The sequence below is a fragment of the Bacillus sp. D7-8 genome, assembly GCF_052055895.1.
Taxonomy (GTDB): domain Bacteria; phylum Bacillota; class Bacilli; order Bacillales; family Bacillaceae; genus Bacillus; species Bacillus velezensis.
Genome location: NZ_CP179922.1, coordinates 387,739 through 408,155 on the forward strand (window position 1 = coordinate 387,739; position 20,417 = coordinate 408,155).

General features: G+C 48.3%; 21 protein-coding genes. 12 read left to right on the forward strand and 9 right to left on the reverse strand.

Features of this window, described 5'->3' with window-relative positions; translation table 11 throughout:
* Positions 1–7 precede the first annotated feature (7 nt).
* From ACKTRM_RS01965 to ACKTRM_RS01975, 3 genes are read left to right on the forward strand one after another with little or no spacing between them, the layout of a single operon-like run.
* The gene (locus tag ACKTRM_RS01965) at positions 8–757 is read left to right on the forward strand and encodes an amino acid ABC transporter ATP-binding protein (RefSeq protein WP_012116792.1); all 750 of its coding nucleotides are present in this window, start codon (positions 8–10) and stop codon (positions 755–757) included.
* A gap of 17 nt (positions 758–774) precedes the next feature.
* A complete protein-coding gene (locus tag ACKTRM_RS01970; protein WP_012116793.1) occupies positions 775–1,926 on the forward strand; it encodes a M20 peptidase aminoacylase family protein in 1,152 nt (383 codons plus the stop codon).
* The gene (locus ACKTRM_RS01975) at positions 1,923–3,269 is read left to right on the forward strand and encodes an MmgE/PrpD family protein (protein WP_012116794.1); all 1,347 of its coding nucleotides are present in this window, start codon (positions 1,923–1,925) and stop codon (positions 3,267–3,269) included. The genes ACKTRM_RS01970 and ACKTRM_RS01975 overlap by 4 nt, the downstream gene beginning before the upstream one ends.
* Before the next feature lie 103 nt (positions 3,270–3,372).
* Here the strand turns inward: ACKTRM_RS01975 and ACKTRM_RS01980 are convergent, their stop codons facing one another.
* Positions 3,373–4,056, reverse strand: a complete 684-nt coding sequence (locus ACKTRM_RS01980) for an ABC transporter ATP-binding protein (protein WP_012116795.1) — start codon at positions 4,054–4,056, stop codon at positions 3,373–3,375.
* Between the two features lie 14 nt (positions 4,057–4,070).
* A complete protein-coding gene (locus tag ACKTRM_RS01985) occupies positions 4,071–5,507 on the reverse strand; it encodes an ABC transporter permease (protein ID WP_012116796.1) in 1,437 nt (478 codons plus the stop codon).
* Between the two features lie 212 nt (positions 5,508–5,719).
* Here ACKTRM_RS01985 and ACKTRM_RS01990 point away from each other — a divergent pair, with 212 nt between their 5' ends.
* The 4 genes from ACKTRM_RS01990 to ACKTRM_RS02005 all read left to right on the forward strand — a co-directional run bounded on the left by ACKTRM_RS01990 (position 5,720) and on the right by ACKTRM_RS02005 (position 9,227).
* The gene (locus tag ACKTRM_RS01990; RefSeq protein ID WP_007410267.1) at positions 5,720–6,403 is read left to right on the forward strand and encodes a response regulator transcription factor; all 684 of its coding nucleotides are present in this window, start codon (positions 5,720–5,722) and stop codon (positions 6,401–6,403) included.
* On the forward strand, positions 6,390–7,823 hold the full coding sequence (locus ACKTRM_RS01995) for a sensor histidine kinase (RefSeq protein WP_162303988.1): 1,434 nt from the start codon (positions 6,390–6,392) through the stop codon (positions 7,821–7,823). Before ACKTRM_RS01990 ends, ACKTRM_RS01995 begins: the two co-directional genes overlap by 14 nt.
* Before the next feature lie 152 nt (positions 7,824–7,975).
* Positions 7,976–9,124, forward strand: a complete 1,149-nt coding sequence (locus tag ACKTRM_RS02000; RefSeq protein WP_012116798.1) for a Rap family tetratricopeptide repeat protein — start codon at positions 7,976–7,978, stop codon at positions 9,122–9,124.
* On the forward strand, positions 9,108–9,227 hold the full coding sequence (locus ACKTRM_RS02005) for a PhrC/PhrF family phosphatase-inhibitory pheromone (RefSeq protein WP_003156334.1): 120 nt from the start codon (positions 9,108–9,110) through the stop codon (positions 9,225–9,227). The genes ACKTRM_RS02000 and ACKTRM_RS02005 overlap by 17 nt, the downstream gene beginning before the upstream one ends.
* 148 nt (positions 9,228–9,375) lie before the next feature.
* On the opposite strand, the gene ACKTRM_RS02010 is transcribed toward ACKTRM_RS02005, so the two are convergent.
* Both ACKTRM_RS02010 and ACKTRM_RS02015 read right to left on the reverse strand, forming a co-directional pair.
* Positions 9,376–9,486: a YjcZ family sporulation protein gene (locus ACKTRM_RS02010; protein WP_369719092.1), complete on the reverse strand. Its 111-nt coding sequence runs from the start codon at positions 9,484–9,486 to the stop codon at positions 9,376–9,378.
* 79 nt (positions 9,487–9,565) lie between these two features.
* Positions 9,566–10,930, reverse strand: coding sequence for an aspartate kinase (locus tag ACKTRM_RS02015; protein ID WP_012116801.1), 1,365 nt, complete (start codon positions 10,928–10,930; stop codon positions 9,566–9,568).
* Between the two features lie 413 nt (positions 10,931–11,343).
* On the opposite strand from ACKTRM_RS02015, the gene ACKTRM_RS02020 reads away from it, so the two are divergent.
* From ACKTRM_RS02020 to ACKTRM_RS02035, 4 genes are read left to right on the forward strand one after another with little or no spacing between them, the layout of a single operon-like run.
* The gene (locus ACKTRM_RS02020) at positions 11,344–12,297 is read left to right on the forward strand and encodes an ABC transporter permease (RefSeq protein ID WP_012116802.1); all 954 of its coding nucleotides are present in this window, start codon (positions 11,344–11,346) and stop codon (positions 12,295–12,297) included.
* Positions 12,287–13,234, forward strand: a complete 948-nt coding sequence (locus tag ACKTRM_RS02025; protein WP_012116803.1) for an iron chelate uptake ABC transporter family permease subunit — start codon at positions 12,287–12,289, stop codon at positions 13,232–13,234. Before ACKTRM_RS02020 ends, ACKTRM_RS02025 begins: the two co-directional genes overlap by 11 nt.
* Positions 13,228–13,986 (forward strand): iron ABC transporter ATP-binding protein, encoded by a 759-nt coding sequence (locus tag ACKTRM_RS02030; RefSeq protein ID WP_012116804.1) that lies wholly within the window; start codon positions 13,228–13,230, stop codon positions 13,984–13,986. The genes ACKTRM_RS02025 and ACKTRM_RS02030 overlap by 7 nt, the downstream gene beginning before the upstream one ends.
* A gap of 21 nt (positions 13,987–14,007) precedes the next feature.
* Positions 14,008–14,952, forward strand: coding sequence for a siderophore ABC transporter substrate-binding protein (locus ACKTRM_RS02035; RefSeq protein WP_012116805.1), 945 nt, complete (start codon positions 14,008–14,010; stop codon positions 14,950–14,952).
* A gap of 41 nt (positions 14,953–14,993) precedes the next feature.
* On the opposite strand, the gene ACKTRM_RS02040 is transcribed toward ACKTRM_RS02035, so the two are convergent.
* The 4 genes from ACKTRM_RS02040 to ACKTRM_RS02055 form a co-directional block, all read right to left on the reverse strand.
* Positions 14,994–16,418, reverse strand: coding sequence for an MDR family MFS transporter (locus tag ACKTRM_RS02040; RefSeq protein ID WP_012116806.1), 1,425 nt, complete (start codon positions 16,416–16,418; stop codon positions 14,994–14,996).
* Between the two features lie 17 nt (positions 16,419–16,435).
* Positions 16,436–17,311, reverse strand: a complete 876-nt coding sequence (locus tag ACKTRM_RS02045) for a TetR/AcrR family transcriptional regulator (RefSeq protein ID WP_012116807.1) — start codon at positions 17,309–17,311, stop codon at positions 16,436–16,438.
* Between the two features lie 160 nt (positions 17,312–17,471).
* Entirely contained in the window at positions 17,472–18,218 is a 747-nt protein-coding gene (gene nfsA, locus ACKTRM_RS02050; protein WP_012116808.1) for an oxygen-insensitive NADPH nitroreductase, read from the reverse strand.
* Between the two features lie 16 nt (positions 18,219–18,234).
* Positions 18,235–18,522 carry a putative quinol monooxygenase gene (locus ACKTRM_RS02055; protein ID WP_012116809.1) on the reverse strand — a complete coding sequence of 96 codons (288 nt, stop codon included), beginning with the start codon at positions 18,520–18,522 and terminating at the stop codon, positions 18,235–18,237.
* Positions 18,523–18,663: 141 nt separating this feature from the next.
* Between ACKTRM_RS02055 and ACKTRM_RS02060 the strand changes: the two genes are divergently transcribed.
* Positions 18,664–18,978: an ArsR/SmtB family transcription factor gene (locus ACKTRM_RS02060; RefSeq protein ID WP_012116810.1), complete on the forward strand. Its 315-nt coding sequence runs from the start codon at positions 18,664–18,666 to the stop codon at positions 18,976–18,978.
* Positions 18,979–19,005: 27 nt separating this feature from the next.
* Here the strand turns inward: ACKTRM_RS02060 and gabR are convergent, their stop codons facing one another.
* Complete coding sequence (gene gabR / locus ACKTRM_RS02065; protein ID WP_012116811.1) at positions 19,006–20,415, reverse strand: MocR-like transcriptional regulator GabR; 1,410 nt, start codon at positions 20,413–20,415, stop codon at positions 19,006–19,008.
* Positions 20,416–20,417: the final 2 nt, after the last annotated feature.

The following is a 20,417-nucleotide window of genomic DNA, read 5'->3' on the forward strand; positions in this document are numbered from 1 at the left end:
GCTCAGGATGATACAAGTCAGACATATTCGAAAAGCATTTAAAGACCTTACCGTACTTGACGGGATCGACCTTGAGATCAAAAGCGGCGAAGTCACGGCCATCATCGGCCCGTCAGGCTCGGGAAAATCAACGCTCCTCCGTTGTTTGAATCTGCTGGAGCGCCCGGATGACGGCATCATTGAAATCGGTGATGCAAAGCTGAATGCAGCGTCCTATTCGCGCAAAGACGTTCATAAGCTTCGCCAGCAGACGGCGATGGTGTTTCAGAATTACAACCTGTTCAAAAACAAAACCGCCCTGCAAAATGTGACAGAGGCGCTGATCACCGCGCAAAAGAAACCGAGAAAAGAAGCGGAACAGATCGGTATGGATCTGCTGCGGCAAGTCGGTTTAGAACACAAAGCGGACAGCTACCCGATTACGATGTCAGGCGGACAGCAGCAACGGATCGGGATTGCGCGCGCCTTGGCCGTTGATCCTCACGCGATTTTACTGGATGAACCGACTTCGGCCCTTGACCCTGAGCTTGTAGCCGGGGTGCTCCAAGTCATCAAATCAATTGCCGAAAAACAGACAACCATGATCATCGTCACGCATGAGATGGCTTTTGCGCGTGAAGTGGCCGACAAGGTCATATTTATGGCGGACGGACGCATCATCGAACAGGGAACGCCGGAAGAGCTGTTTGACAATCCGCAGAACGAACGGACGAAAAAATTCATTAAGCAAGTGGGAGAGCCCGCCGAACTTGTCTAAGAAGGGAAGAAGAAGAAATGGCAAATGAAACGTATGAATCATTAAACAAACGTTTAATCAATATCCGCCGCGACCTTCATGAACACCCTGAGCTGTCAGGCGAGGAATACGAAACGACGAATAAAATCCGCCGCTGGCTGGAGGAAGAAGGAATCACGGTTCTTGATATGCCGAAACTTCAAACCGGAGTGATCGCTGAAATCAAAGGAGACAAAAGCGGCCCCGTCATCGCCGTCAGAGCGGACATCGACGCACTGCCGATCGAAGAGAATACAAACCTTCCGTTTGCTTCGCGAAACAGCGGCGTGATGCACGCCTGCGGCCATGATTTCCATACGGCATCTATCCTCGGCACGGCTTTTTTATTAAATGAGAGAAAGCATGAGCTGAAAGGAACGGTGCGGTTTATTTTTCAGCCCGCGGAAGAAATCGCCGCCGGAGCAAGACAGGTCATTGAAGCCGGCGCGCTTGACGGTGTATCGGCGATATTCGGCATGCATAACAAACCTGACCTCCCCGTCGGCACGGTCGGTCTGAAAGAAGGCCCGCTGATGGCGAGTGTCGACCGCTTTGAAATCACTGTTAAAGGAAAAGGCGGCCACGCCGGAATCCCTGATAACAGCATTGATCCGATTCAGGCGGCAGGACAGATTATCGGCGGCCTGCAATCAGTTGTCAGCAGAAATATCAGCTCGCTTCACAATGCCGTCGTCAGCATCACAAGAGTTCAAGGCGGCAGCTCTTGGAATGTCATCCCGGACCATGTTGAAATGGAAGGCACCGTCCGGACGTTTCAAAAAGAAGCGCGTGACGCTGTTCCGAAACATATGAAGCGGGTTGCCGAAGGAATCGCAGCCGGATTCGGGGCAGAGGCTGATTTCCGCTGGTATCCTTACCTTCCGTCAGTGATGAACGACGCCCGTTTCATACAGGCGGCGGAACAAACGGCTGAAAGCCTCGGGCTTCAGACCGTTCGGGCAGAACAGTCGCCCGGCGGGGAAGACTTTGCATTATATCAAGAAAAAATCCCCGGCTTCTTCGTCTGGATGGGAACAAACGGAACAGAAGAATGGCACCATCCCGCCTTCACACTCGACGAAAAAGCGCTCCCGGCAGCGGCTGAGTTTTTCGCCCGGCTTGCCGTCAACGTATTGGAGCAGACGGAATGAATACGGAAAATCTGACGGCCGGGCTTGCTCAGGCCGTCATGTCGTCTGTGCCGGAAACATCCGCTGAAGCGATGAAAGAAGCGCGCAAAGGACTGCTTGATTTTTCAGCGGCAGCTTTTGCGGGGAGACGGGATAAAGGAGTTGAAAAGCTGGTAAAACTGGCCGAAGAAGAAGGCGGGGTGCCGATAGCGCCGCTTATCGGCAGAAATCAAAAAACCACGCCGTCCCAAGCCGCGCTCATTAACGGATTCATCGCACATGCGCTTGATTTTGACGATGTTCATTCTGATGTAAGAGGACATCCGAGCGCAGTCATCCTTCCGGCTTTGATTGCAGCCGCATCAGCCGGCCGGATAGACAAAAGCCGTTTTCTCGGTGCTTATGTGACGGGAATTGAAGTGATGGCGCGGCTCGGCGAGTCAGCTGGAAGGCATCATTACGAGAAAGGCTGGCACAATACAGGAACGTTAGGTGCCATTGCGGCCGCATGCGCCGTCGGATTTGCGGAGAATCTGAATCAAACCCAATTGCAGACGGCGATCGGGTTTGCGGCTGCCCGCTCCGGAGGCATGAGGGTGCAATTCGGGACAGAAATGAAGCCGCTCCACGCCGGACTGGCCGCTCAAGCCGGGTTGTTCGCCGTGCAGCTTGCAAAGGCCGGTTTCGGCGGCTCAGTTCATGCGCTCGACGGGGAGAAAGGTTTTTTCGGACTGTACGGCGATCTTGAACGGGCAGAAACCCTCCTTGTAAACGGGTGGGGAAAACCTTGGCGGATTGTGAGCCCGGGACTTTGGTTTAAGGTTTATCCGTTTTGCTCGGCGGCTCATCATGCGGCGGACGCCATTCTCAAGCTGAAGGCCGAACATGGTCTCACTTTCGGCCAAACGGAACGGATCGACGTGATTTATCCGCCGGGCGGTGACGCTGCATTGACAGAACGGCGTCCGAAAACAGGCGAAGCGGGAAGATTCAGCGTGGAATATGTGATCACCTTAGCTTTGCACGGTAAGGATTTTTCAGTTGAACATTTCACATCCGAGCCGATTCCGGAATCCCTTCAAAAAGGATTTGAGCGGATTCACCGCAGCTGCGATGACCAAATTCAGCCGGCTGACAACGCCGTTCCGAAGGGCCGTTTTACAATTGTACGGGTCACGGCTTCCGGCGGTCATGTCTATGAAACACGTATCGACTGTCCGAAGGGAGCGCCGGGAAACGGCCTTTCTGAAAAAGACATTGAAGACAAACTCCGGCTCGCTTTGCCGGGAGAAGAGAAAAAGGCGGAAGAATTGATCAAAGCAGCCGGACAATCAAATATTGACCGTTATTTACAGCTGATATAAATAAAAAGAGCGAGGGGATGCAGCCCTCGCTCTTTTTACGTTCACTTCTATTGAATAGGGGGATATAGGGTGCGCCCCTGTCTGCGCTGGCAGGGGCGCGGTATCAGGAAACGGCCGTGCCGTTTTCTTTTACTGTGAAACTTCCTCTTGATAAGCGGATATTGATATCAGAAACTTTGGCAATTTGTTCGTCGTGCGTCACCATGATGATGCATTTGCCGCCTTTATGCGCCAGATCCTGAAAGAGCCGGACGATTTCCTTTGACGTATCCTCGTCGAGATTTCCCGTCGGCTCGTCCGCGCAAATCAAATCCGTGTCACAGCAGAAAGCCCGCGCAATTGAAACGCGCTGCTGCTGTCCGCCGCTTAATGTCAGCACCCGCTGACGGGCCTGCTGTTCGGTGATGCCGACTTTTTTCAGCATGCTGAGCGCGAACGCATCTTTGTTGTTCTCCTTAGAGCCGGTGATCTCCATCGCCGTTGTGACATTCTGGAGCGCCGTCATATACGGGATCAGATGATAAGATTGAAAGACGATAGAGACATATTGATTTCTGAATTTGGTTAATCCGATTTTGGAGATGTCTTCTCCGTTATAAAGGATGCTTCCCTCTTTAGGTGTGTCAAGGCCGCCCGCCAGAGACAGAAACGTTGTTTTTCCCGTTCCGGAGGCGCCGACAATTGTATAAAACTTCCCTTTTTCAAAGCTGATCGTTATATCCTGAAATAGCGGCTGTGATTTGTCTTGGTACCAGTAGCCGGTCTGTTGAAAGGTTAATAGGCTCATTATGCTGCCTCCTCTTATTCCTGCTTGGCCAGGATCGTTTTAGGGTGAAGCCGCATGACTGATACAGACGGCAGTAATGTGGCGATGACGGCAATTGCGACGCCGATGCCGCCAAGAATCAGAAGGTCATTCAGCGAGACGTTTACCTGCATTGTACTGATGATATCCGCGCCGGATGAATGCTGACCGAACATGCCGCCTCCCCGCGGCATTTCTCCTCCGCCCCAGCCGCTTGTTTGCTGCTGTGAATCATCGGCTGAGCTGACCTGCTGGGAAAGAAGCTGATTTCCGAGCTGATTCGCCACAAGGCTGCCCGTGACGGATGCGATCCCGATGGCAATAACGGCGACAACCAGAATTTCCGTTAAGAATTGTCCGATGAGCTTCCAGCGCTTTTCGCCGATCGCCATCAAGACACCCATTTCATACTTGCGTTCCCTGATCGACATCATCACGATCAACCCGAGAATGACCGCGCCCGCGATGGATACAAGATACACTACGTTTTTAGAAAATGACGCGACATTTTCAATCGGGCCGACCATTTGCTGATACACCTGATCATTTGTCGTCATCGCATAGATTTTATCATCTATAGATGTTTTTTTCGCAGCCGCAACGAATGAGTCAATATATTTGGCATCATCCATATAATAAACGGCTGAGCTGATTTTGTTTTTGTAATCAGACCCTTTTAACGCCGCCGCGGCGGTGTAAGGCGTATAGATTTTATTGTCAGGATTTAAGAATGAAAAATGCTGTGCCTGATCGTCTCCTGAGGATGTTGTTTTATAGATTCCCACAATTTTAAGCTTCGTTTTCACAGAATCATCCGCTGTTGAGGAAACGGTAATGGAGCCGCCGACCTTCAGCTTGTTTTGATCTGCCAGCGTTTCATTAATCACGGCGACTTTTGCGTCCGCATCTGTCTTTGTGATGGCGCGTCCGTCAGTGATTTTTGAGCTCCCGCCTGTGAAATCATCAAGCAATGCCGTAGAGAGCACGCCTTCGATCGAAATATCCGCTGAAATTATCTGTCTTCCGCCGCCTTGAAAACGGCCGTCGCCGGAACTGTTATCGGCTGATTCGCCTGAGCTTTTTATCGCATCAAAGCTTTCTGCATTTGCTGACGCTGTCGTGAGGAAGTTGTAATTTTTAACATGCTGTAAAGATGTAAGCTTCTTGGCATCTGAGACGGAAATCGGCGTTGATTCAAACGTCCTCTTTTCACCGTCTTTTTGCTGCTGCGCCATTTGCTTTTGGCGGTCAGCCTGGAGTGTGACGCTCCCGCCGAGCTGCTGCCTTGCCAGTTCGCTTGATTTCTTTGCTGCTGACTGGATCGTAAGACCGGACAGGACAAAAATGCAAATCACTGAAAACACAACCAGCTGCAAAAATGTTTTTCCCTTTTTTGCCTTCATGCTCCAAAAGGCTCTTTTTATAAAGTTCATGTCTGTTCCTCCGTGTGGGTGTCAGATCTTGTAAAACCGGCCTTCTTTAGCACCGGCCATCCGATATGTATATAGTAGGAGAAATGTATGAAAAAAATATGAACAAACTATTTCCGGATGATGAAATAAAAACTAACAATTGTGAAACCCGAAAACACCCGGGTAAAATGGTGCTATTATAAGAAAAAGCGTGAAGATAAGCGGAGGAACCAATGAAGATATTAATGATAGAAGATAATATAAGCGTATGCACCATGACGGAAATGTTCTTTTTTAAAGAAGGATTTGAAGCCGAATTTGTCCATGACGGAGTGGAAGGCTATCAGCGTTTCACGGAAGAGGACTGGGATTTGGTCATTCTGGACATTATGCTTCCATCAATGGACGGAGTGACGATCTGCCGGAAAATAAGAGAGACGAGCAGTGTGCCGATTATTATGCTGACCGCAAAGGATACGGAGTCTGATCAGGTGATCGGGTTTGAAATGGGGGCGGACGACTATGTCACCAAGCCGTTCAGCCCGCTGACGCTAGTAGCGCGGATTAAAGCGGTGATCAGAAGATACCGGGCGACGGGGCAGGCCGTAAAAAGCGACGACTTGATCGAAACGGCGTGTTTTTCAATCAATAAGAAGACGCGGGAAGTGTTTCTGCACGGAAAACCTGTCGAGAATCTGACGCCGAAGGAATTCGATCTGCTCTTTTATCTCGCACAAAACCCGCGCCAGGTTTTTTCGAGAGAGCAGCTGCTTGAGCAGGTATGGGGCTATCAATTTTACGGCGATGAACGTACGGTTGATGTTCATATTAAACGGCTGCGCAAAAAACTGTCCAGTGAGGAAAAACCGTTTTTATACACGGTGTGGGGGGTAGGATACAAATTTGATGAGGATTAAATACTTATATCAGCTGCTGTTAAGTCATGTCAGCATTTTGATTTTGGCCTTTTTCATCATCATTTCCCTGTTTTCGCACTTTGTGAAAGATTTTGCGTATCAAAATAAAGTGGATGAGCTGTCTTCTTACGCGCAGCAGATCACAAGTGAGCTGAACGGCCGCGATCTTGATCTGCGCCGCCTGTATCCGTATCAGGACATGTTAAAAACGCGCGAGACCAGGTTTATTATTTTCGATGAACATCAGCGGCCTTACTTTTTTCCTGACGATATGCCGCCGCGCGAGAAGCTGAAAAGTAAAGAGTGGCACATGCTGAAGCAAGGGAAAACCGTTCAGATCAGAGCGGAGATGAACCGTTTTAATACGGAAGGCTTGGAAGTATCGCTTGTCGCAAAACCGCTTTTTATCAACGATCAATTTAAAGGCGCGGTGCTGCTCGTGTCTCCCGTCAGAGGGGTCGAGCAGATGATCAGCCAGGTCAACCGCTATATGATTTACGCGATCATCAGCACCCTTATCATCACGATTCTGCTGAGCTGGCTTTTATCTAAATTTCACGTCAAGCGGATTCAGACATTGCGGGATGCGACCGGAAAAGTGGCATCCGGTGATTACGATATTTCGCTCAAGAACAGCGGCGGCGATGAAATCGGCATGCTGGCGTCCGATTTCAACACCATGGCCAAAAATCTGAAGCAATCGAGAGAGCAGATTGACCGCCTCGAAAAACGGAGGCGCCAATTTATCGCCGATGTCTCCCATGAGCTGAGAACGCCTTTGACGACCATTAACGGACTTGTGGAGGGGCTTAACAGCAACACCATCCCGGAAAAAGATAAAGAGAAATGCTTCTCGCTGATCAGCGAAGAAACGAAGCGGATGCTCAGGCTCGTGAAAGAAAACCTGGATTATGAAAAAATCAGATCCCAGCAAATCAAACTGGACAAGCTCAGTCTGCCGCTCATCGAGGTGTTTGAAATTATTAAAGAGCATCTCAATCAGCAGGCGGAGGAAAAACAAAATCAGCTGCGGATTCAAGTGGAGGACGGCGTCAAAGTGTTCGCCGATTATGACAGGCTGATCCAGATTCTCGTCAACATCACGAAAAACAGCATTCAATTTACGCAAAAGGGAGACATCACGCTGCGCGGGTATGAAGGCTATAAAGAAACGGTGATTGAAATCGAAGACACCGGGATCGGCATCTCCAAAGAGGAAATTGAACATATATGGGAGCGGTTTTATAAGGCGGACGTGTCCCGGACGAATACGGCATACGGCGAATACGGACTCGGCCTTTCCATCGTCAGGCAGCTCGTCGAAATGCACAAGGGTACGATAGATATTGACAGCGAAAAAGGAAAAGGCACGACCTTTACAATCCGCCTTCCGCTGAATACGAAACATGAATCATCTTGAAACCGGCGGTCCCGTCTGGCCGCCGTCTGTTTTATCTCCACTCGGAAAATTGCGCTCTGCCGAAACAAAGTTTGCGTGTTTTTCGGGATGGAAAGAGACGGAAACGTGATAAAATAACTGGTAAACAGGTCTTGGATGGGGAGGGTGAAGGAATGAAGAGCGGGTTAATTCCTTCTTCAGCAGTCGGGCAGAAAATTAACGAGTGGTATCGATACATCAGAACATTCAGCGTGCCGGATGCGGAGATCTTGAAGGCCGAGATCAAACAAGAGCTTGACCATATGGAGCCTGATTCGAACTTAGTGCTTTATTATTCCCTCATGGAATTTCGCCATCAGCTGATGCTGGACTACTTGGAGCCGCTGGAAAAACTGAAGATAGAAGACCAGCCGACCCTGTCGGAAATTCTTGATAACATTGATAACAGCCAGGCCGGCCTCAAAGGGCTTCTCGATTATTACGTCAACTTTTTCAAAGGCATGTTTGAATTTGATAAAAGAGAATTTATCTCAGCGATTACATATTATAAACAAGCTGAGAAAAAACTGGCCTTCGTATCGGACCACGTGGAACGGGCGGAGTTTTATTTTAAAGTGGCCGAAGCTTATTATCATATGAAACAAACGTATTTTTCTTTGATACATATAAAAAACGCTTATGAAATTTACGTAGAGCAGGACACATATAACGTCCGGATCATTCAATGCCATTTTGTATTCGGCGTCAATTTAATGGATGAAAGGCGCTTTGAACAGGCGGCCAAACATTTTCAGCACGCTCTGCAAATGGCCGAAAAAGAACAAAAAGCGCAGCTTGTCGGGAGGGCGCAGTATAACCTCGGACTGTGCTACTACAATCAGGACCGCATCGGCGAAGCGATTCCGTACTTTGAACGGGCGGTCGATACATTTGAATCACAAAGAATCGTCAATTCTCTTCCTCAAGCATATTTTCTAATCACACTCATTTACTTTAAACTCGGAAAAAAAGAAAAAGCGTCGGAATATCACAAGCGGGGATATGAATATGCTAAAGAAACAGACGATCCCGTTTACACGGTAAAATTCGAATGGCTGCAGGCTCTGTATCAGGCGAAACCGGATGAGGAAACAATCAGCGCGTGTTTCCGTTACCTGGAAGATAAAAATTTATACGCCGATATAGAGGATTTAGCACTAGAAGCAGCTAAATATTACTATGAACAAAATTGCTTTAAAATTTCTTCTGACTATTTTCTGAAAGTCGAAGAGGCAAGGAAACAAATACAAAGGAGTGAGGGTTTGTATGAAATTGAAATCTAAATGGTTTGTTATTTGTTTAGCAGCCGCCGCGATTTTTACAGTGACAGGTGCAGGCCAGACAGATCAGGCTGAATTCCATGTAGCTGAAAGAGGAATGACGTGAGAAGAAAATAGCCTGAACAAAGGAAAAGACTGCATGGGAATGTTCCCGGCAGTCTTTTTTTGCGCGGCCGGACTCGGACAGCGGCGGAAAACAAAAGAAAACGCCGCAGGTCAAAACCCGCAGCGTCCTCATATAGACGGAGTGATGCTTAGAAGCCGCCAACATAGGCAGTACCTACAATAACCAACAGGATAAATAAAACAACGATCAAAGCGAAAGAGCTGATTCCAGAATATCCTGACATGAGCTTCACCTCCATATTGTCTATACCATACAATATGTAAAAGAAGCTGCTTTGTAAGGGATATTAGTGGACAAGAGAAAAAAGAGGCGGTGTCCTATGAGAGTAAGACTCCGGCGAAAAATTCGTCATACAGTGCCCGCACCGCGTGTTTTTCCTGTTCTTCTTTCACTCCGAACATCATGCTGACTTCCGATGACCCTTGATTGATCATCTCGATGTTGACGCCGGCTTCCGACAGTGCTTTGGATGCCCTGGCGGTTGTGCCGACATTATGGCGCATCGCTTCCCCGACGACCATAATCAGCGCCAGATTGTGCCTGACTGTGACTTCATCTGCTTGAAGTTCCTGCTTCAGACGGGTGACGAGCCTGTGTTCCAGTTCTGAGTCCATCTGATTGTGCCGAAGGATGATCGTGATGTCGTCAATGCCGGATGGAACGTGTTCATACGTCAATCCTTCTTCCTCCAAAATGTGAAGGGCTTTGCGGCCGAAACCGATTTCCCGGTTCATTAAATATTTGCTTATGTAAATGCTGCAAAAGCCCGTGTCGCTTGCGATGCCGATGACTGGCCCGTTCGTATTGTCACGGCTGCTGACGACGCGTGTTCCTTTCGCATCCGGATTATTCGTATTCTTAATTTGAACGGGGATGCCGGCCCGAAATGCGGGAATCAGCGCTTCATCATGAAAAACGGAAAATCCGGCATAGGAGAGCTCACGCATTTCCCGATACGTCAGTTCGTTAATTTCTTTCGGATGCCGCACGATTGACGGGTTGACGGAATAGACGGCATCCACATCAGTAAAGTTTTCGTACAGGTCGGCTTTTAAGCCGCTGGCGAGAATGGAGCCGGTAATATCAGAACCGCTCCGGGAAAACGTCACAATCTCATGCTCCTTCGTGTAACCGAAAAATCCCGGAAAAATGATCAATCCTTCACGGTTTCTCAGACGGTACAAATGACCATAAGACTCAGGGAGCACCTGCGCGCTTCCGGGTTCATCCGTCACAAACAGCCCCGCTTCTTTCGGACTTACGTATTCCGCTTTCACGCCCTGCCGTCGGAAGTAGGCTGCGATCAGCTTCGCGTTGTTGTCCTCGCCGCTCGCCTTCACCGCATCCATATATTGTTCGGGATTGGTTTTACAGCTGTTTAAAAGAGCGAATAGGTCACTGCGGATTCTTTCTATAATAGAGAAATCCAGGTTCAGCTCACGCGCGATGGCGGCGTACCGTTCAATGACCGTTTCGGCAAGCTCGGGCGCTACACCTTTTTGCAAATAATGCTCCGCACAGCGGATTAACAGATCCGTCACCTTTGTATCGTCCGAGAAGCGTTTTCCCGGTGCCGATACGACGACGGCTTTCCGCGCGGGATCAGCCGTCACGATTTGAAACACTTTCTCAAGCTGTGCTCCTGACGCAAGAGAGCTGCCTCCGAATTTTACAACTTTCATGATTTACATCCCCTAATATTTAAATTTTCTCACAAATTTAATTTTTATTATCTCTCTTTCAAACATGTAAATCAAGGATTTTTTCTACGTGGGGAGAACATTTGTATTTTAGTGGAGGAATTTTACCGCTGTTTGTCAGATTTGTTTCCCTCAAGCGTGTCATCATGTGCAAAAAATGATAAGCAGCCAAATGTAGGTTATAGAAAATCCTGCAAATTCTTGATAGACTGATTGTAAGACAATTTAGTGTACGGCCCGCGGATGACCGCTTTTGAAAGCAAAACTGTATTGACTGCGCTTGGAAAGATGATAAGATTATAATTGTCGTTGATAATGATAATCATTACGAGTGGGATATATGGGAGTTGTTTGGCAATCAGTCATACCGTTTGTGATGGGTGCAGGGAGGCAGCATGAAGCTACGTTACTTACTTTTGCTACTGGCGGTTTTGGCGTGTACTTCTATATTTATCGGTGTAGAAGATTTGTCGCCGCTGGATATTTTTCATTTAAATAAAGAACAGGCAGGTACATTGTTTGACAGCCGGCTGCCGCGTTTGGTGAGCATTATCATCGCCGGCATGAGCCTGAGCATCTGCGGATTAATCATGCAGCAGATCAGCCGGAATAAATTTGTATCGCCGACGACTGCGGGAACGATGGATTGGGCAAGGCTCGGAATCTTGATTTCATTAATGCTTTTTACGTCAGCGAGTCCGCTTGTGAAAATGTCTATCGCTTTCGTTTTCGCGTTGGCGGGAAATTTCCTGTTCATGAAAATCCTCGAGAGAATCAAGTTTAATGATGCGATTTTTATTCCTCTCGTCGGTTTAATGCTTGGGAATATCGTCAGTTCAGTCGCCACGTTTATCGCATATAAATACGACCTGATCCAAAACCTGTCGTCCTGGCTGCAGGGGGATTTCTCACTGGTCGTCAAAGGCCGGTATGAGCTTTTATATCTGAGTATCCCGCTTTTGATCATCGCTTATGTGTATGCGGATAAATTTACGGTGGCGGGAATGGGAGAGAGCTTTTCCGTCAATCTCGGCCTGAAATACAAACGCGTCGTTAATATCGGTCTGATTATCGTGTCGCTCATCGCTTCACTGGTGATCCTGACCGTCGGGATGCTGCCGTTTCTCGGTTTGATCATTCCTAATATGGTGTCGATTTACAAAGGGGACAACCTGAGGAGCAGCCTGCCTCACACCGCTCTGCTGGGCGCTGTTTTTGTGCTGTTTTGCGACATTTTGGGAAGGGTGATCATCTTCCCGTACGAAATTTCCATCGGCCTGATGGTCGGTGTTATCGGCAGCGGCATCTTCCTGTATATGCTGTTAAGGAGAAAAGCATATGAGTCATAATAAAAAAATTACGCTGCTGGCGGCGCTCGCCATGATATGTATCGGATTCTTCCTGTTCTACGGACTGGGCAATTGGGAATACTCCCTGCCGAGACGATGCTTCAAAGTGCTTGCCATGATGCTCACCGGAGGAGCGATCGCGTTTTCGACGGTCATCTTCCAGACGATTACAAATAACCGCATACTGACACCGGGCATTTTAGGCCTCGATTCCCTGTATATGCTCATTCAGACCGTCATCGTGTTCCTGTTCGGTTCAATGAATATCGTCATGATGAACAAAAATCTTAATTTCGTCATCTCCGTCGGGCTGATGGTGCTCTTGTCACTCGTTTTGTATCAGCTCATGTTTAAAGGCGAGGGGCGGAACGTGTTTTTCCTTCTGCTTGTCGGCGTCGTGTTCGGCACGCTGTTCAACAGTCTGTCATCCTTTATGCAGATGCTGATTGATCCGAATGAGTTCCAGGTTGTTCAGGACAAAATGTTTGCCAGTTTTAACAATATCAATACCGATCTTTTAGGGTTTGCCGGTGCTGTCTTTCTTCTGACGGGCATTTATGTCTGGCGGTTCACGCGGTTTTTTGACGTGCTGTCCCTCGGCAGGGAGCACGCCGTCAACCTGGGGATTGATTACGATAAGCTTGTGAAACAGATGCTCATCGTCGTCGCCATTCTTGTGTCTGTCTCTACGGCTCTTGTGGGGCCGATTATGTTTTTAGGACTGCTTGTCGTCAATCTGTCGAGAGAGTTTTTAAAAACCTACAGGCACACGTATTTAATCGCGGGTTCTGTCCTGATCAGCATCGTCGCGCTCGTCGGGGGCCAGTTCGTCGTGGAGAAAGTGTTCACGTTTTCCACGACGCTGAGCGTCATCATTAATTTTGCCGGCGGGATTTATTTTATCTATCTGCTGTTAAAGGAGAATAAATCATGGTAGAGGTCAAAAATGTAAGCAAACAATACGGAGGGAAAACCGTCCTTGAGAAAACGTCTCTATCCATTCAAAAGGGCAGGCTCACCTCATTTATCGGTCCGAACGGCGCGGGAAAAAGCACGCTGCTGTCTATCATGAGCCGGCTGATTAAGACGGATTCCGGGGAAATTACGGTCGACGGGCAAGAGATCGGGGCCTGCAAAAGCAACGATCTGGCAAAAAAAATCAGCATCCTGAAGCAGACGAACCAAATCAATATCAGGCTGACGATTAAAGACCTGGTCAGCTTCGGCAGATTTCCGTATTCCCAGGGGAAACTGACGGATGAAGATTGGGTGCATATCAACCAGGCCCTCAGTTATATGAAGCTGGATGAATTAAAGGATAAATACCTCGATCAGCTCAGCGGAGGCCAGTGCCAGAGGGCGTTTATCGCGATGATCATCGCTCAGGATACGGACTATATTTTTCTCGATGAGCCGCTGAACAATTTAGATATGAAGCATTCCGTTGAAATGATGAAGCTGTTGAAGCGGCTTGTGGAAGACTTCGGAAAAACGGTCGTCGTAGTGATTCACGATATCAACTTCGCATCCGTATATTCAGACCATATCGTCGCACTGAAAAACGGCCGGATCGTCAAAGAAGGGCCGGCGGAGGAGATCATTGAAACCTCCGTGCTTGAAGATATTTATGATATGACCATCCCGATTCAAGAGATTGACAGTCAGCGGATCGGTGTGTACTTTTCTTAAAAACCAGATGAGGTGAAAATTATGAAAAAATTCGCATTGCTATTCATTGCGCTCGTTACGATTTTTGTTGTTTCTGCATGCGGAAACGGGGACAAAACATCAGGCAAATCAAAAGAAACAATCACAATCAAAGATGACCTGAACAAAGAAGGCGTCAAAGTGCCGAAGAATCCGAAAAAAGTCGTCGTATTCAACTTCGGAATGCTGGACACGATGGATGAACTCGGTTTACAGGATCACGTGGCGGGACTTCCGAAACAAAACCTTCCAAAATACTTATCTTCATATAAAAGTGATAAATACGCCAATACCGGCGGTTTAAAAGAACCGGATTTTGAAAAAGTCGCGGATATTGATCCGGATTTAATCATTATCGCCCACAGACAATCTGATTCTTATAAAGAGTTCTCAAAAATCGCGCCCACGATTTATCTTGATGATGACTATACAAACTACGTTGACAGATTCAAGCACAACACCGAAGTGATCGGCAAAATCTTTAACAAAGAAAATGAAGTGAAAGATAAGCTTGCGAAAATTGACAAATCCATTGCGGATCTGAAGAAAAAGACAAGCAGCACGGATAAAAACGGGTTAGTGGTGATGGCGAACGACGGCAAAATCAGCGCGTTCGGATCTAAATCAAGATACGGCTTCATTCATGATGTGTTCGGCGTCAAACCGGCTGACAAAAACATCGAAGCCTCATTGCACGGACAAAGCATTTCCTATGAATATATCGCCAAAACAAACCCTGATTACATGTTTGTCGTTGACCGCGGAACAGCGATCGGCACAAAATCTTCAACAAAACAAGTGGTTGAAAATGATTATGTAAAATCGGTGAAAGCCGTGAAAAACAACCATGTTGTCTACCTTGATTCAGCTACATGGTATTTATCAGGAGGCGGCCTGGAATCCATGGCGCAAATGGTGAAAGAAGTAAAAGACGGAATCGAGAAGTAAAAAAAGAACCCGGTCACATACGTGATCGGGTTCTTTTTGGTTTACCGCGTAACGGCCTGCTGCTGCTCGGGCTGACGCGGTTTTTTCTTCAATATAAAAGATAGGAGGAAGCCGGCCAGCGCGATGCAGGCGGCTACGACAAATGCCGCATTCATGCCGTGCAGGGCGGCGTTTGCCGGAGTTGTCGCATTTGCGTGCGCGGCCTGGCTGCTCATCACGGAAACTAGCAGCGCCGTACCGATAGAACCGCCGACTTGGCGGACGGTATTGTTCATGGCTGTGCCGTGCGGAATTAAGTGGCGCGGCAGGGCGTTGATACCCGCTGTCGTCACCGGCATCATAATCATGGCTGTTCCCAAAAGCCGCGCGGTATAAACGACGACAATCCAAATGAGAGACGTCGAGTCCGTCAGATTCATAAACGGCAGGGACGTGAGCAGGATGATGAAGAATCCGGTCATCGCAAGGCCCTTTCCGCCGATTTTGTCAAACACCCGGCCGATAAACGGAGACATCATCCCCATCACAATCGCGCCCGGCAAAAGCATTAATCCGGTATCAAACGCGGATACGCCCCGGACTTTTTGCGTGTAAAGCGGGAGAATGGTTTCCGTTCCGATCAGCAGCGCGAAAACAAGCGTTCCGAGCAGGGTGGTCAGGCTGAAAATCCCGAAAGAAAACACGCGGAATTCCAGCATCGGTTTTTTGAGCTTCATCTGTCTTGCGATAAAGAAAATCAGCGCGACCGCTCCGACAAGCAGCGAAGTCAGCACTTCAGCACTGGTCCACCCTGATGAACCGGCGCTTGAGAAGCCGTAAAGCAGGCCGCCGAATCCGAGGGTCGATAAGATCACGGATAAAATATCAATCTGTGTTTCTCGTAATGTCGTGACGTTTTTCATCAGAATAATCGCTAAAAGCAAATCGATGACTGCGATCGGGAAGATAATATAAAACAAAGACCGCCAAGAGAATGCTTCGACCGCCCATCCGGAAAGCGTCGGGCCGATCGCCGGCGCGAACGAAATAACCAAGCCGACCATACCCATGGCGCGGCCGCGCTTTTCCATCGGGAAAATCGTGAGAAATACCGTCTGCATGAGAGGCAGCATAATTCCGGCGCCGGCTGCCTGGATAATCCGGGCCGTTAACAATACCGGAAAATTCGGGGCGAATGCGCCGACAATGGTGCCCGCCGTGAAAATACTCATGGCGGAAATCAAGAGGGTGCGGCTCGTGAATTTCTCTATTAAAAATGCGGTAATCGGAATCAAAATCCCGTTCGTCAGCATAAACGATGTTGTCAGCCATTGTGCTTTGTTGGCGTCTATATTGAAGTCATTCATAATGTGCGGCAGCGCCGTGATAAGCAGTGTCTGGTTCAAAATGGCGACGAACGCTCCCGCCAAAAGAATCCCGACAATGACAGAGCGGTTGTATGGTGCAGTTTCAATACTCTTATTCAAGCTGATTCCTTCTTTCTTTATAGTTTGAGCAATGTTTTAACGGCTGCAAGCGGCTGGTGCAGCGGTCCGGCCTGCTCCAAATAACCGATGAGCGCTTTTATAAGAAAATCCCGCGGCTGTTTGTCTGCTGATTCTTTCTCCAGCATAGCCGCCGCGGAAGCGAGTCCTGCGGCGTCATATTTTTCCTCCGGAAGGGCTGAGACCGCTTCTTTCAGTTCCTTCAGGCTTTCAGCCAGCAATACGTTTTTGTCTTTCGGCTCAAATGAGGAAGCGGAGGCGATATAAAGGTCAATCATCTCCTGAGGCAATGCGGTTTCGGTTGTCCTGTTTTCGACGATGAGATTGAGATGGCGGATGATAAACTCCGTGAGCGGCTCCAGGGCGAGCGGTTCTTTTTCCAGCTTAATCAGCGTGATGCATTCTCTCAGGAGCCCCTGCAGGACGATCACCAGCTCCCATACATAAGGAATAATGTCTTCGCCGTACGTCTGAATCAGTGAATCGCGATGCCAGCAGATAAAGGTGGAGCGGGCTCTGTGGATATGCCGTTTTACCCGCTCATTAATGGAAGAGGGGCTTCCGTACATCAGCATATTAAAAAACTGCTGATTGCGCCTGAAGCCTTCAAGCTCAGCCATCAGTTTTTTGGCAAACCGTTCCTCAGGGGAGAGGCTTGTTTCTTCATTCAATAATGAAGCGGCGGCTACCATCTGTTTCTGGTTAAAGTCGAGCAGCTCCAACAGCAGGTCTTCCTTTGATTCAAACAGCTTATATAAAGACGCTTTGGAGACTTTGCACTCCTCTGCGATCGCCTGCATCGAAACCGACGAAAAGCTTTTCCCGGAAAAAAGCTTCCTTGCCGCCAGCAGAATATCCGTTTTCTTATCATTCATAAGCCCAGATTCCTTCTTTCGTCACAATAGAAAACCCATCGGTTCACAGAAAACCAATGAGTATATGATGAAAATATTAACAAAAATTTTTACATAGTGTCAACGCTTTTGTTTGAGGAACAGAAAAAACCTGCCGGAGTGTTCCGGCAGGCTGATCCGCTTATTTATCCGTCTTAAACCCTTGTTTTTCAAGCATTTCACGAATGTGAGGATAATAAATCTGCTTATAGTAGGAGGTGATGCCTTGTGACCAGTTTCTCGTTTCCTGTCCGTCGGTGCGTTTTTTCATGTATTCGGACATCTGCTTGTCATAGGCCTCGATATGTGTTCTTAAATCTTCTTCTTGATACGTTTCATGATGCAGAACGGCTGCTTGCGGCAGACGCGGTTTTTTCGCGGAGCGGTCTGCCGGATGGCCGATGACGAGACCGGAAACCGGGAAAACGTATTTCGGAAGTTTCAGCAATTCAATGAGTTCGTCCGGCTTGCCGCGCACGGCGCCGATCGGCACAGTGCCGAGTCCCATTGATTCAGCCGCAGCCGTTGCCGTACCCAGCGCAATCCCGACATCTACGGCTCCGACTAAGACGGACTCTAAACCGTTCGTGATCTCAAGCGGTGTATCATTATACTCTTCAAGCGCAATTTTGGCGCGGTTAAAATCAGCGCAGAATAAAAGGAAAACCGGCGCTTGGTCAATCCACGGCTGGCCGCCAGCCAATTCGGATATTTTTTTCTTCCGCTCCTTATCTTTCACCGCAATAACGGTAAATTGCTGGCCGTTAATGGAAGTCGGCGCTGCCTGAGCGGCTTGGATGATAAGATCCAGCTGTTCATCCGATACAGGTTCATCTGTGTAGCTGCGGATGGAACGGTGGTCTGTTAATAATTGAAGGACTTCGTTCATGTCATTCATCCTTTCGTTACTCTGACAGTTCTGTGCGGACGACGTCAAGCGGCGCACTCAGCACTTCTTTTGCTTTTGCCACGAATCCTTGGAAATGGTCAGTTGCGTTGTGGGATTTCATCGCTTCTTCATCTTTCCATTGTTCAAGCATGACGAATGTATTTTCCTCACCGACTTTTTCGAAAAGATCGTATTGCACATTTCCTTCTTCCGCGCGTGAATGCTGAACAAGTGATTGCGCTTCTCCTAAAAATTCCTCGCGTTTATCCGCTTTTACTTTCATGTAAGCCTGTAAGACGATCATGGTTATTCCTCCTGATTGGGTTAATTTGTTATAGTTCGAATATTATCGAACTAACTGTAACATGTTTCATTGCGAAAGGTAAAGAAAAAACCCTCACCGCCTAAATTGTCACCCGCCGATGATCTGTGTTACATTTGACTCATGAACATTCCAAACCATCCTGAAACCGAACGCTTACAGCTGACAAAGGTTCTTCATGCTCTGAGTGATCCGCTCCGCTTAGAGCTGGTCAAACAATTGGCGGAAACAACAGAAAAAACGTGCGGAACCTGCGCTGATGTCCGGGTCGCTAAATCAACGCTGTCCCATCACTTCAAAGTGCTGCGGGAAGCGGGGATCGCCCAAGTGCGCATAGACGGGAAGCACCGTTATTATTCCCTGCGCAAAGATGATTTACAAGCGGCGTTTCCCGGCCTGCTGGAGGCGATTTTGCAGACAGAACCGGACCGCTGGTAAATAAGTCCCCGAATTCCGGGGGTTTTTTTATGCGCCGAAAACCGCCCGGTAAAGCCTGTAGACGCCTTCTTGAATATCGCTCTCCTTCAGGCGGGCGAATCCCAGGATAAGCTGCGGTTTGTTTGAATCGCCTCCCGCTTTCAGACGGAACCGGCTCATCGCAAACAGATCGAGCTGTTCTGCATCCGCCCGTGCCAATATCTCTTTTTCTGAACGGGCGCAGTCAAACTCAGTGACAAAATGAAGCCCCGCATTGGCGCCCTTTACACTGATTCTTTCTCCGAATGTTTCTTCCAAAGCCGAAATGAGGCGTTCCCGTATGTTCTTATAATGCTGCTTCATCTTTTTAATATGTTTCTGATATTCACCTGATTCGATAAATTCTTTCAGCGCGAGCTGGGCAAGCGTGCTGCACGTATGCAGGTCATACGTTCTCTCTTTGAACGTCCGCAAAAGCCCGGGCGGCAGAACCATATAGCTGATGCGCAGACCTGGGAAAAGGGATTTTGAAAAGGTCCCCATGTAGATGACATTTTGAAACCGGTCAAGGCTTTGAAGCGCCGGTATTGTATCGGCGTCATATTTAAATTCACTGTCATAATCATCTTCAATGATGAAGCGGCCGTTCTGTTCGGCGGCCCAGTTTAAAAGCTGAATCCGCCGGGAAGCCGGCATGATCACGCCTGAGGGGAATTGATGGGAAGGCGTGGTGATCAATACAGAGGGCCGGCGTTTTTCGATTTCGTCCATGGACATGCCTTTTTCATCAAGGCTGATCGTCGCAACCTTTTTCCCGAGGTTTTGCAGCAGCCGGTACATCCTCATATATCCCGGGTTCTCCATGGCGTAGAGTGCGTCTTTTGGCAGCAGTTCCGTCAGCAGCTGCACCAGCAATTGCGTGCCCGCTCCGAGCACGATTTGTTCCGGGCGGCATGTAACGCCCCTTGTCAGGGAAATAAGCCGCGAAATTGTTTCACGGACTTCATATAAACCTTGCGGGTGGACGAGTTCTCCGAGTGTATGAAATGAACGGGCGGCTGCTTTATGTTCACAGCGGAACCAGCTTTTCAGGGGGAAATGCGCCGTATCCACGCTCATATGAGAAAACGAAATCCAGCCGCTTTTATCCGTCTCCCGCTCTTTCAAATTATCAGGCAATAGGAGCGAAGGCGTTTCTTCATGATAAACCGTATCAATTTCCTCCACGAAAAAACCTTTTCTTTCGACTGCATATAAATAACCTTCTGAAAGCAGCTGCTGATAAGCTGAATTCACTGAATTCACGCTGACCTTGAGTGTCTCGGCAAGCTCCCGTTTAGACGGCACCTTTGTATGAGGCATCAGGCTGCGCTTCAAAACGGCCGCTTTTATGTGCTGATAGATCTGCTGATAGATATAATCCGCCGTTTCCGAATGATCAATGGAAATCGTCAGCATCC

Bases quoted from the DNA above. Each gene is read 5' to 3' on its own strand.
- ACKTRM_RS01970 (WP_012116793.1), top strand. From the start codon at position 775: ATGGCAAATGAAACGTATGAATCATTAAACAAACGTTTAATCAATATC.
- gabR (WP_012116811.1), bottom strand. From the start codon at position 20,415: ATGCTGACGATTTCCATTGATCATTCGGAAACGGCGGATTATATCTAT.
- ACKTRM_RS02055 (WP_012116809.1), bottom strand. From the start codon at position 18,522: ATGATCGTCTTACAGGCTTACATGAAAGTAAAAGCGGATAAACGCGAG.
- ACKTRM_RS02000 (WP_012116798.1), top strand. From the start codon at position 7,976: ATGAAGAGCGGGTTAATTCCTTCTTCAGCAGTCGGGCAGAAAATTAAC.
- ACKTRM_RS01980 (WP_012116795.1), bottom strand. From the start codon at position 4,056: ATGAGCCTATTAACCTTTCAACAGACCGGCTACTGGTACCAAGACAAA.
- ACKTRM_RS02020 (WP_012116802.1), top strand. From the start codon at position 11,344: ATGAAGCTACGTTACTTACTTTTGCTACTGGCGGTTTTGGCGTGTACT.
- ACKTRM_RS02005 (WP_003156334.1), top strand. From the start codon at position 9,108: ATGAAATTGAAATCTAAATGGTTTGTTATTTGTTTAGCAGCCGCCGCG.
- ACKTRM_RS01965 (WP_012116792.1), top strand. From the start codon at position 8: ATGATACAAGTCAGACATATTCGAAAAGCATTTAAAGACCTTACCGTA.
- ACKTRM_RS01985 (WP_012116796.1), bottom strand. From the start codon at position 5,507: ATGAACTTTATAAAAAGAGCCTTTTGGAGCATGAAGGCAAAAAAGGGA.
- ACKTRM_RS02010 (WP_369719092.1), bottom strand. From the start codon at position 9,486: ATGGAGGTGAAGCTCATGTCAGGATATTCTGGAATCAGCTCTTTCGCT.
- ACKTRM_RS02045 (WP_012116807.1), bottom strand. From the start codon at position 17,311: ATGAATGATAAGAAAACGGATATTCTGCTGGCGGCAAGGAAGCTTTTT.
- nfsA (WP_012116808.1), bottom strand. From the start codon at position 18,218: ATGAACGAAGTCCTTCAATTATTAACAGACCACCGTTCCATCCGCAGC.
- ACKTRM_RS02035 (WP_012116805.1), top strand. From the start codon at position 14,008: ATGAAAAAATTCGCATTGCTATTCATTGCGCTCGTTACGATTTTTGTT.
- ACKTRM_RS02025 (WP_012116803.1), top strand. From the start codon at position 12,287: ATGAGTCATAATAAAAAAATTACGCTGCTGGCGGCGCTCGCCATGATA.
- ACKTRM_RS02015 (WP_012116801.1), bottom strand. From the start codon at position 10,930: ATGAAAGTTGTAAAATTCGGAGGCAGCTCTCTTGCGTCAGGAGCACAG.
- ACKTRM_RS01975 (WP_012116794.1), top strand. From the start codon at position 1,923: ATGAATACGGAAAATCTGACGGCCGGGCTTGCTCAGGCCGTCATGTCG.
- ACKTRM_RS02060 (WP_012116810.1), top strand. From the start codon at position 18,664: ATGAACATTCCAAACCATCCTGAAACCGAACGCTTACAGCTGACAAAG.
- ACKTRM_RS01990 (WP_007410267.1), top strand. From the start codon at position 5,720: ATGAAGATATTAATGATAGAAGATAATATAAGCGTATGCACCATGACG.
- ACKTRM_RS02030 (WP_012116804.1), top strand. From the start codon at position 13,228: ATGGTAGAGGTCAAAAATGTAAGCAAACAATACGGAGGGAAAACCGTC.